The sequence below is a fragment of the Ruegeria sp. BHSB056 genome, from assembly GCF_059613305.1.
The window spans coordinates 1-10,293 of sequence record NZ_JBXWSG010000113.1; the positions used below are offsets into that span (position 1 = coordinate 1).

Consider the following 10,293-nt stretch of genomic DNA (forward strand, 5'->3'; position numbering starts at 1 on the left):
GAAATCGATCACGACACCGTCCGATGTGGTGATCTGCTGGTCTTCCAGATGTACGGTCATGCGGGCGTTTTCGCCTTTGTGCGCATCATCCATCAGGATCGCGTGGTGTTCTGCCCCGACAACGATCGGCAGAATGCCGTTCTTGAAACAGTTGTTGAAGAAGATGTCGGCAAAACTGGTCGAGATCACGACCTTGATGCCGAAATCCTTGATCGCCCAGGGCGCGTGTTCGCGTGAGGACCCACAGCCGAAGTTGTCGCCTGCAACCAGAATCTCGGCCTCGCGATAGGCAGGTTTGTTCAGGATGAATTCTTCATTCTCCTGACCGTCATCGTGATAGCGCATCTCGTCGAACAGAACGACGCCCAGGCCGGACCGTTTGATTGTTTTCAGGTGCACTTTCGGAATGATCATATCGGTGTCGATATTGATCAGCGGCATTGGGGCGGCCACCCCGTGGACTTTTTCAAACTTATCCATGTTCACACTCCTGCGGGAGAGGGCCGCGCCCAGACCCCGCGTTAAGCTTGTTTCGTTTCTTTTGGTGCGTCCTTGACGAAGAACGCCATGAAGACAAGGCCGAGCCCGTTAAAGATCATCTCGATCCCCAGCAGGATGCCCAGCAATTGCAGCAGCACCGAAGGATCCATCGCGGCAAAGCGCCAGATCAGGATCGCCAGAACAATCGACATGATGCCCGAGACCAGCGTCGCCCAGAAATACTGTGTTCCGCGCATCTGGAACGACAGGATCACGCGGGCAATGCCGCCAGCCATGAACAGGATCAGGCAGACGGTCGCCAGTGTCAGCGTTCCTTGCAGTGGGTGATCCAGAAAGGACCAGCCCAGAAACAGCATCACGACACCCATGATAAGTGACAGTATCTTGTTGCCGGCCCCCTCGACGGTGAAGCCGCCGACAACCTGCAATGCGCCCGAAATCAGCAGCAATACACCTGTGACCACCGTCACAGTAATTGATGCCACGACCGGTGCGCCCAGCACAAAGATGCCGAACACGATGGACAGAAGTCCAAGCAATAGCCATTTTGTCCAGTCACTCATGTCTTCAATCCCTCAAATATCCAGTTATGAGGGTAGCTTACATCATTTCACGAACGTCTGTCAGCCGTCCTGTGATTGCTGCTGCGGCGGCCATTGCCGGGCTTAGCAGGTGGGTGCGCCCACCCCGGCCCTGACGGCCTTCGAAGTTGCGGTTCGAAGTCGCGGCGCAGCGTTCACCCGGTTGCAACTGGTCGGGATTCATCGCCAGACACATCGAACATCCTGCCAGGCGCCATTCGAAACCGGCTTCTTTGAAGATATCCGCCAGACCTTCTTCTTCGGCCTGTGCGCGGACCAGACCCGAGCCCGGAACGACCATGGCGCGTATGCCATCCTTGATCTTTTTGCCTTTCAGAATCTCGGCGGCGGCCCGCAGGTCCTCGATCCGGCCGTTGGTGCACGAACCGATAAAGACGGTGTCGATCTCAACTTCGCTCAGCTTCTGGCCGGCTTTCAGCCCCATGTATTCGATGGAGCGGCGGGCCGCGTCGACTTTGCCACCTTCGAAATCTTCGGGGTTCGGGACGGTTGCGGTGATCGGCAGAACGTCCTCGGGGCTGGTGCCCCAGGTCACGACCGGCGCGATGTCTTCGCCGCGCAGGGTGATGACCTTGTCGAAATGCGCGCCTTCATCAGTAAAGAGCGTTTTCCACCATGTCAGAGCCGCTTCCCACTGCGCGCCTTTCGGCGCGTGCGGGCGGCCTTTGACATATTCGAACGTTGTTTCATCCGGCGCGATCAGACCGGCACGAGCCCCGCCTTCGATTGCCATGTTGCAGACGGTCATGCGACCTTCCATTGACAGATCACGGATTGCTTCGCCGCAATACTCGATGACATAGCCGGTACCGCCAGCAGTGCCGGTCTCACCGATCACAGCCAGAGTAATGTCCTTGGCGGTCACGCCCGGTTGCAACTTGCCGGTGATTTCCACCTTCATGTTCTTGGACTTCTTCTGGATTAGTGTTTGCGTGGCCAAAACATGCTCAACCTCAGACGTGCCGATGCCGTGAGCCAGCGCGCCGAATGCACCGTGAGTCGCTGTGTGGCTGTCGCCGCAGACAACGGTCATACCCGGCAGGGTCCAACCCTGTTCCGGGCCAACGATGTGGACAATGCCCTGGCGCACGTCATTCACCGGGTAGTAGTGAATGCCGAAATCCTTGGCGTTCTTGTCCAGCGCCTCGACCTGAATGCGTGATTCCGGGTTTTCGATCCCGTTCATGCGGTCCGGTGTGGTCGGCACGTTGTGGTCCGGTACAGCGATGGTCTTTTCCGGCGCGCGCACTTTACGGCCTGCCATGCGCAGCCCTTCAAAAGCCTGCGGGCTGGTAACTTCGTGCACCAGATGGCGGTCGATATAAAGCAGGCAGGTTCCATCATCGGCTTCGTGCGCGACATGGGCGTCCCAAATCTTGTCATAGAGTGTCTTGGGGGACATCGGTCCTCTCCCGTATGTAATGAGAAATAGCTGGCGAGTTGGCTCAGGCGACGGATAGGCGCGCCAGAACCGTGCGGGCAGCGCCAAAGAACCGTTCACGCAAGCGCGCGCGATCTTCCAGATTCTGAAGTTGGGCCACATTGAGTCTCATGCGGTTCAGATATACCGCGCCCATCCGGCAATCAAGGTTCAAAACCAGTGTCAGGCTTGCATCGCCCCGCATTGCTGTCCAAGCTGACCCGCAGGAGACGTGTATGAACCAAGACCTGATCCCCAGTACGCTGACGGACCTCTACAACAACATGGTTGCGGCTTTTTCCGCGCAGTTCGAGAAGCTGCTTGATCTGATCGTCACGCCAGGCTGGCGACAATATCAACTGCTCATCATCCTGTTACTGTGGGCGCTGGCTTTGCTGCTGAAGTTTCTGACTCAGTCCAAATGGGATAGTTGGGCCCGTTCACGTACAGGATGGCCGAAATGGCGGCTGCGAATTCTGGTGCAGTTGATGCGGCGGTTGGCGCTGCTCTACTTCATCCTGCTTTCCTGGGCAATTTATCTGATCATGCAGCAACTCACCTGGCCATCGCGCAGCTATATCATAGGGGTGATAGCTACGTTGGCGGCGGCATGGCTGGCGATAGCACTGGTCGCGAGACTGGTCCAAAACCGCACGCTTCGCCGGATTTTCAAATGGGCAATGTGGATTTACGCAACGCTTGTCGCGCTGAATCTGACGGATGATGTCGCGGGTTTTCTTGATGGAGTCGCGATTTCCATCGGGGATCTACATATTTCGGCCCTTGGGATTCTCAAGGCCACATTGCTGATTGGCATCCTGCTGACACTGGCCCGTATCGGTACGCGCGCAGCCGAACGCGCATTGCAAAGCAATGACGACATAACACCTTCCATGCAGGTGCTACTGTCGAAAGGCATACAGGTTTTGCTTTACGGGGCAGTCTTTATGGCTGCGATCCGCACTTTGGGGTTCGATCTGACCGGCATCGCGCTTTTGTCCGGCGCCATCGGCGTGGGTATCGGGTTCGGTTTGCAAAAAGTGGTGTCGAACCTGATATCGGGGATCATCATCCTGATGGACCGCTCGATCAAGCCGGGCGACGTGATCTCGTTGGGGGATACGTTCGGTTGGATCAACTCGCTTGGCGCGCGATATGTGTCGGTTGTAACACGGGACGGACGCGAGTACCTGATCCCAAACGAAGATCTGATTACCAACCAGGTGGTGAACTGGTCTCATTCCGACCGGTTCGTGAGATTGGATCTGGATTTTGGTACCAGCTATGACGACGATCCGCATAAAGTGCGCGCAACCGCAATCAGGGCGGTAAAGGCGGTTGCCCGGGTCCTGAGCGGCGGCAAACATGAACCGGTTTGCCACATCACCGGTTTTGGTGACAGCAGCGTGGATTATGTGCTGAGGTTCTGGATCAGCGACCCAACAAAGGGGCTGACCAATATCCGGGGCAATGTCTATCTGGCGCTCTGGGACGCATTCAAGGAAGATGGCATCTCGATCCCCTTCCCACAGCGCGAAATCCGACTGTTACCGGACGGCGCAACTGCGCAACAGATCATCACAGAGTAAGCGTCTGTGGACGCCCTGCAGCGTGCATTCATTGAAATGTTGCATTCCCCTTGCTACCTTATTAGTACCCCGGCGCCGGGGTTTCGCGGCGCGCAGCAAAGGAGGACTATGTCCTGTCTCTACATACACAGGCGGGTTTGCCTGCCGATGATGGGGTCAACATAATGGCCCACTCTCAGTCAATCAGCGACAAGCTGCTTGAGCGTATCCTTTCCTCACTTTCCGATGACAAGGCCGAAGACGTCGTGCAGATCAACCTGCAGGGCAAATCATCGGTTGCGGATCACATGGTGATTGCCTCGGGTCGGTCGACCCGTCAGGTTTCCGCCATGGCGGAAAAGCTGACGGATCGCATCAAGCAGGAATTCGGTTTCACCTCGAAGGTCGAAGGCAAGGACACCGGCGACTGGGTGCTGATCGATACGGGCGACGTGATCGTCCATATCTTCCGCCCCGAAGTGCGTGAATTCTATCAGCTGGAAAAGATGTGGCTGCCTCAGGGCGGCAGCGCCTCAGCGAACTGAGGCGCCATCCCGGCCTGCATTAACAGGCCGGAGGCGAGAGAGATATGCGTATCAGCATAGTTGCGGTCGGGCGATTGCGCGCCGGACCCGAGAAGACACTGCTTGACGATTACCTGACCCGATTTGACCGGACCGGCCGTGCGCTGGGCCTTGGGCCTGCGCAGGTGATCGAGGTTGAAGACAAGAAAAACGCAGGGATGGCAGGCGAAGCCGCGCTGCTGCGTAAGGCCCTGCCCAAAGGGGCGGTGTTGTGCACGCTGGATGAACGGGGGCGTGTCATGTCCTCGCCCGATTTCGCGAAAAAGCTGGGTGATTGGCGCGACGCGGGTCGGCAGGACCTGGCATTTGTGATCGGTGGTGCGGATGGAATTGACCCGGTTCTGCGGACTGAGGCGAATTTTTCCATTTCATTCGGGTCAATGGTCTGGCCCCATATGCTGGTCCGTGTGATGCTGGCCGAGCAACTTTACCGGGCCGCGACCATTCTGTCAGGTGGCCCCTATCACCGGGTCTGACATGGGGCAGCTACTGATTGTCTACCACTCGCGCACAGGCGGTGCCCGGCAGATGGCCGAAGCCGCGGCCGAAGCGGCGCGAGGTGAGGCTGACACAAAGCTTATGCCTGCCGATCAAGCCGGGCCGGAAGATCTATTGACTGCCGATGGTTACATTTTTTGCGCACCAGAAAATCTGGCTGCAATCTCGGGTCTGATGAAGGAATTCTTTGACCGCTGCTACTACCCGGTGCTGGGAAAACTGGAAGGCCGACCCTATGCGCAGATGATTTGCGCAGGATCGGATGGCGAGAATGCCGCCCGTCAGATCGCACGGATAGCCACCGGTTGGCGATTGAAAGCTGTTCAGCCTCCGCTGATCATCTGCACTCATGTACAAACGCCCGAGGCCATTTTGGCCGAAAAGACAATCCCGCAAGACCAGCTGGATCAATGCCGCGAGACAGGAGCCGCTTTGGGTGCGGGTCTGGCCATGGGTATTTTCTGAGGGTCAATCCAGTTTGACCACTGTGGTGCCTTCATTCCATCCGTCGACGATGCACCGTGCCTGAACTTGCACCTGAGTCATGCCTTCGGGAATGACCACCCCGCCCAGAGAGCGGGTAAAGGGTTGCTCGGTTTCGTGTGGATGGAGCAGGACGCGCATTCCCAACTCGTTTCCATCCATATCCAGAACACGCCAGCCGTCGGCGTAATGGTCCCAACCCGTGTCGGGATGCCGGATCGTCACATCGAACCGCCATGTTTCGCCGTTCGTACTGGTGCGGACCTGTTCGATTGTTGGTGGGTCGGCAAGGGCGGGGCTCGCCAACATGGCGCAGAGAATCAAGTATCGCATCGCACCAGTGTAACCAGTGTGGCGGTGTGTCGGTATCACGTATCCGTGCTGGCCGCTCGGGCCATCAGTATTTCCCGCGAGTGTGAGGTGAACTCGCGCCGATACAAGACGCCAAACGTGACCGCTGTACCCAAAAATAGCGCGACAGGTCCAAGAAACCACGCCAACGACGCCAGTGCAAAATAGGTGGCGCGCAGACCGCGGTTGAAGCTGCGCGCGGCGGTAACGCAGATCTCGGCCGCCTGACCGGCGCGAGGATAGGTTTGCGGGTCTTCGGGGTCATTGGGAACTGCAGCCATCAACACGGCGCAATATCCGAAAAGGCGGTGCGCCCAGACATATTTCAGAAATGCGTTAGCCAGCAGCAATACGACGAAAAGGATTTTGATCTCCCAGACCATTGCCGGAGCACTGCCGATGGCGAGGTCGATTGCGACGCCTGCCAGTCTTTCGGTGTTGCCCAGCAGGGCCAGCCCGCCCCCGATGGCAATCATCGTGGTCGACGCGAAAAATGTACTGCCCTGCCGCATGGCCGCCACGACCTGTGCGTCAAACATGCGCGGTTGGCGGGTCACCATCTCGCGCATCCAGTCGCGCCGGTAATCGTCCATCATGAGGGCTACGGATTGCCTCTGCGGTGACGGATGTTCGATTTTCCACCCGATCCACAGCCACGCAACCAGCAGCAAAAGCAATGATGCGTAGTCTAGAGGGGCAAAAAGAGCGGCACGTTCGATCCAGGTCATGGCCGCGACAGTAAGGCCGGGCATGGGAACTTGCCAGTGCGATAAATTGGTAATATAATTTTACCAAAAGGAGGAATGCCATGGAGATGCCAAAGCCAAGCCCGGATGTTCTGAGCCGGAAATCTGCGCTTGTTGCGCGGCTGTCGCGGGTTCTGCCCGAAGAGGCGATCATCCACGACCCCGCCGAAACCCGCGCTTACGAGTGTGACGCCTTGACGGCTTATAGATGCCCGCCAATGCTGGCCGTGCTGCCGTCAAGCACACAGCAGGTTTCGGATGTTCTGCGCATTTGTCATGACGAAAACGTGCCTGTGGTGCCGCGCGGGGCGGGTACTTCGCTGGCCGGTGGAGCCTTGCCGACTGCGGATTGCGTCATTCTGGGCGTCGCACGGATGAATGAGGTGCTGGAAATCGACTATGACAACCGCTTCATCAGAGTACAGACGGGTCGCACCAATCTAAGCGTTACCGGCGCGGTCGAAGAAGAGGATTTCTTCTACGCCCCCGATCCGTCTTCGCAGCTGGCTTGTGCCATCGCGGGCAATATCGCGATGAATTCGGGCGGTGCGCATTGCCTTAAATATGGGGTGACCACAAACAACCTGTTGGGCGTGACCATGGTCATGATGGATGGCAGCGTTGTCGAAATTGGTGGTGCGCATCTGGATGCACCAGGTCTGGACCTGTTGGGTGTCATCTGTGGGTCCGAAGGCCAGCTGGGTGTGGTGACCGAGGCCACGTTGCGTATTCTTCGCAAGCCCGAGGGTGCACGACCGGTCCTGATGGGTTTCAATGACAATGAGGTTGCAGGGCAGTGTGTCTCGGACATCATCAAATCGGGCATATTGCCGGTTGCGATCGAGTTCATGGATACACTGTGTATCAGGGCCTGCGAGAACTTTGCCCATGCCGGGTATCCCGACTGCCATGCGCTGCTGATCGTCGAAGTTGAGGGGTCTGACGCTGAGATCGATTATCAGCTTTCGAAAATCATCGAGATAGCCAAACGCCATGATCCGGTTGAATTGCGCGAAAGCCAGTCGGCCGAGGAAAGCGCCAAGATCTGGTTGGGTAGGAAATCTGCATTTGGCGCCATGGGGCAATTGAACGATTACATGTGTCTGGATGGCACGATCCCGGTGTCAGCCTTACCAACCGTTCTGCGTCGTATCGGAGAACTGAGTGAGGAGTTCGGGCTGCCGGTTGGAAATGTGTTCCACGCAGGCGACGGAAACATGCATCCGCTGATCCTGTTCGACGCCAACAAACCCGGCGATCTGGAAAAATGCGAAGCTTTCGGGGCAGAGATCCTGAAGCTGTGTGTTGACGAGGGCGGCTGTCTGACCGGGGAACATGGTGTGGGGATCGAAAAACGGGATCTGATGTCGCATCAATACTCACCTGCCGACCTTGAGGCGCAGATGGCGGTTAAGGACGTTTTCGATCCCAAATGGCTGCTTAACGCGGCCAAAGTGTTTCCGCTCGACGTGTCGGAGCCGCGGCGAATGGCAGCAGAATAAGGGGGCGCTGCCCCCTTGCCCCCGGAGTATTTTGGAAAAGATGAAGCCAATGAGACCTGAGACTGAGGCCGATCTGGCAAAGCTGGTGGCCGGGTTGGAAAACCCTGTACGCATTGTCGGAGGCGGGACGCGTGGAATTGCCGGCCCGTATGCGGAAATCGAAACCGGAGCTTTGCGCGGTATCACGCTTTATGAGCCCGGGGCGCTGACCCTTGTTGCACGGGCGGGGACGCCCTTGGCAGAGATCACGGCAGTGCTGGAAGCAGAGGGCCAGCACCTCGCGTTTGAGCCGATGGATCATCGCGGATTGCTGGGGACTCAGGGTGAACCGACCATTGGCGGCGTCGTCGCGGCCAATATTTCGGGCCCGCGACGGATACAAGCCGGGGCCTGCCGGGATTTTCTGCTAGGAGTACGCTATGTCGATGGGTGCGGGCAGGTGATCAAGAACGGTGGTCGCGTGATGAAGAACGTCACCGGGTACGATCTGGTCAAATTGATGGGTGGGTCCTGGGGTACTTTAGGAGTTTTGACCGAAGTTTCGCTGAAGGTGCTTCCAAAACCAGAACGGGTGGCAACATTATCTGTTGGGGTCCGGGATGCTGGCACTGCGGTTCGGGTTCTGTCCACCGCGCTGAGATCTCCGTTCGAGGTAACGGGGGCTGCGTATGATCCTGACGCTGGAAAAGCCCTGCTTAGGGTCGAAGGTTTCACGGGCTCGGTCGCATATCGCACAGGCAGATTGACGGCTGAACTGTCCAGGTTTGGTGAGATTACAGAGGAAGCAGGTGCAGACATGCTTTGGGCTGGTATCCGCGATGCTCATCCGTTTCAGGGGCAGGTCGGGGATGTCTGGCGGCTTTCCGTAAAACCCGGAGATGCGGCCGAAGTTTCTGCGCGTGCTGAAGCGGATCAGTTGCTGTTTGACTGGGGCGGCGGACTTGTCTGGCTGCGCGTCCCGAAGGGCACGGATCTGCGCGCGCGTCTAGGTGTGTTTTCTGGCCACGCGACACTTGTACGAGCGGACGCAGAAACGGTCGCGCGACTGGGGCGCTTTCAACCGGAAACCGCGGCCGTCTCGACCCTAACAAAGGGATTGCGCGCGAAGTTTGACCCACGTGGTTTGTTTAAACCGGGGCTGATGGGATAGGTTTATGCAGACATCATTCACTGAACGGCAGCTGCAAGACCCGGCAACCAAGCGCGCAAACGAAATTCTGCGAAATTGCGTCCATTGCGGATTCTGCACGGCGACTTGCCCGACTTATCAGGTTCTAGGCGACGAGTTGGACAGTCCGCGCGGGCGCATCTATCTGATCAAGGATATGCTCGAAAACGAGCGGCAGCCCGACGAAAAGACGGTCAAACATATCGACCGGTGCCTGTCCTGCCTGGCTTGCATGACCACTTGCCCATCAGGGGTGCACTACATGCATCTGGTCGATCACGCGCGTGAATATATCGAGGCGAATTACAAGCGCCCTTTGACGGATCGCATTTTGCGTTGGGTTCTTGCGCAGATCCTGCCCTATCCGATGCGCTTTCGCTGGGCCCTGATCGGGGCTAAACTGGGTCGCCCGTTCCGGTTTCTGATGCCAGATGCCCGGTTGCGTGCCATGCTGGACATGGCGCCCAAGAACATTCCACCGGTCAGCCGTAATGATGATCCACAAAGCTTTGCGCCAGAAGGCGAGCGGAAAAAGCGGGTGACCCTGATGACGGGATGCGCGCAGAAAGCGCTGAATACCGACATTAATGACGCCACGATCCGTCTGCTGACCCGGCTGGGATGTGAGGTTGTGGTGGCTGAGGGTGCTGGATGTTGTGGAGCACTGACCCATCACATGGGAAAGGTGAAAGACAGCCATGCAGCCGCAATCGCTAATATCAGAGCCTGGGTTCGCGAGATGGACGGCGACGGATTGGACGCCATCGTGATCAACACCTCGGGCTGTGGGACGACGGTCAAGGATTACGGGCATATGTTCCGGAACGACACGCTCTCGGATGATGCCGCACGGGTCTCGGGTATCGCGAT

At 57.7% G+C, this 10,293-nt stretch carries 13 protein-coding genes; 7 read left to right on the top strand and 6 right to left on the bottom strand.

Going from position 1 to position 10,293, the window contains the following annotated elements; genetic code table 11:
- From leuD to AC2FND_RS18380, 4 genes are all read right to left on the bottom strand, one after another.
- On the bottom strand, nt 1–480 hold a 480-nt coding region (gene leuD, locus AC2FND_RS18365; protein WP_496771208.1), incomplete at its 3' end, for a 3-isopropylmalate dehydratase small subunit.
- Between the two features lie 41 nt (nt 481–521).
- Nucleotides 522–1,064 (bottom strand): HdeD family acid-resistance protein, encoded by a 543-nt coding sequence (locus AC2FND_RS18370; protein ID WP_480920239.1) that lies wholly within the window; start codon nt 1,062–1,064, stop codon nt 522–524.
- Between the two features lie 37 nt (nt 1,065–1,101).
- Nucleotides 1,102–2,505, bottom strand: coding sequence for a 3-isopropylmalate dehydratase large subunit (gene leuC / locus AC2FND_RS18375; RefSeq protein WP_209507239.1), 1,404 nt, complete (start codon nt 2,503–2,505; stop codon nt 1,102–1,104).
- Between the two features lie 43 nt (nt 2,506–2,548).
- On the bottom strand, nt 2,549–2,644 hold the full coding sequence (locus AC2FND_RS18380; protein WP_245220657.1) for an isopropylmalate isomerase: 96 nt from the start codon (nt 2,642–2,644) through the stop codon (nt 2,549–2,551).
- A 115-nt stretch (nt 2,645–2,759) separates the two neighbouring features.
- Between AC2FND_RS18380 and AC2FND_RS18385 the strand changes: the two genes are divergently transcribed.
- From AC2FND_RS18385 to AC2FND_RS18400, 4 genes are all read left to right on the top strand, one after another.
- Entirely contained in the window at nt 2,760–4,112 is a 1,353-nt protein-coding gene (locus AC2FND_RS18385; protein ID WP_496771209.1) for a mechanosensitive ion channel family protein, read from the top strand.
- 164 nt (nt 4,113–4,276) lie between these two features.
- Nucleotides 4,277–4,636: a ribosome silencing factor gene (gene rsfS, locus AC2FND_RS18390; RefSeq protein ID WP_209599225.1), complete on the top strand. Its 360-nt coding sequence runs from the start codon at nt 4,277–4,279 to the stop codon at nt 4,634–4,636.
- A 44-nt stretch (nt 4,637–4,680) separates the two neighbouring features.
- Nucleotides 4,681–5,151, top strand: coding sequence for a 23S rRNA (pseudouridine(1915)-N(3))-methyltransferase RlmH (gene rlmH / locus AC2FND_RS18395; protein WP_496771210.1), 471 nt, complete (start codon nt 4,681–4,683; stop codon nt 5,149–5,151).
- Nucleotide 5,152: 1 nt separating this feature from the next.
- Nucleotides 5,153–5,638 carry a flavodoxin family protein gene (locus AC2FND_RS18400; RefSeq protein ID WP_496771211.1) on the top strand — a complete coding sequence of 162 codons (486 nt, stop codon included), beginning with the start codon at nt 5,153–5,155 and terminating at the stop codon, nt 5,636–5,638.
- Between the two features lie 3 nt (nt 5,639–5,641).
- On the opposite strand, the gene AC2FND_RS18405 is transcribed toward AC2FND_RS18400, so the two are convergent.
- On the bottom strand, nt 5,642–5,989 hold the full coding sequence (locus AC2FND_RS18405; RefSeq protein ID WP_209507234.1) for a hypothetical protein: 348 nt from the start codon (nt 5,987–5,989) through the stop codon (nt 5,642–5,644).
- 35 nt (nt 5,990–6,024) lie between these two features.
- The gene (locus AC2FND_RS18410; protein WP_496771214.1) at nt 6,025–6,735 is read right to left on the bottom strand and encodes a DUF599 domain-containing protein; all 711 of its coding nucleotides are present in this window, start codon (nt 6,733–6,735) and stop codon (nt 6,025–6,027) included.
- 80 nt (nt 6,736–6,815) lie between these two features.
- Between AC2FND_RS18410 and AC2FND_RS18415 the strand changes: the two genes are divergently transcribed.
- The 3 genes from AC2FND_RS18415 to AC2FND_RS18425 all read left to right on the top strand — a co-directional run.
- A complete protein-coding gene (locus AC2FND_RS18415; protein ID WP_480488165.1) occupies nt 6,816–8,255 on the top strand; it encodes an FAD-linked oxidase C-terminal domain-containing protein in 1,440 nt (479 codons plus the stop codon).
- Between the two features lie 49 nt (nt 8,256–8,304).
- On the top strand, nt 8,305–9,405 hold the full coding sequence (locus tag AC2FND_RS18420; protein ID WP_496771212.1) for an FAD-binding protein: 1,101 nt from the start codon (nt 8,305–8,307) through the stop codon (nt 9,403–9,405).
- Between the two features lie 4 nt (nt 9,406–9,409).
- Nucleotides 9,410–10,293: 4Fe-4S dicluster domain-containing protein (locus AC2FND_RS18425; protein WP_496771213.1), on the top strand; the 884-nt coding region annotated here is incomplete at its 3' end.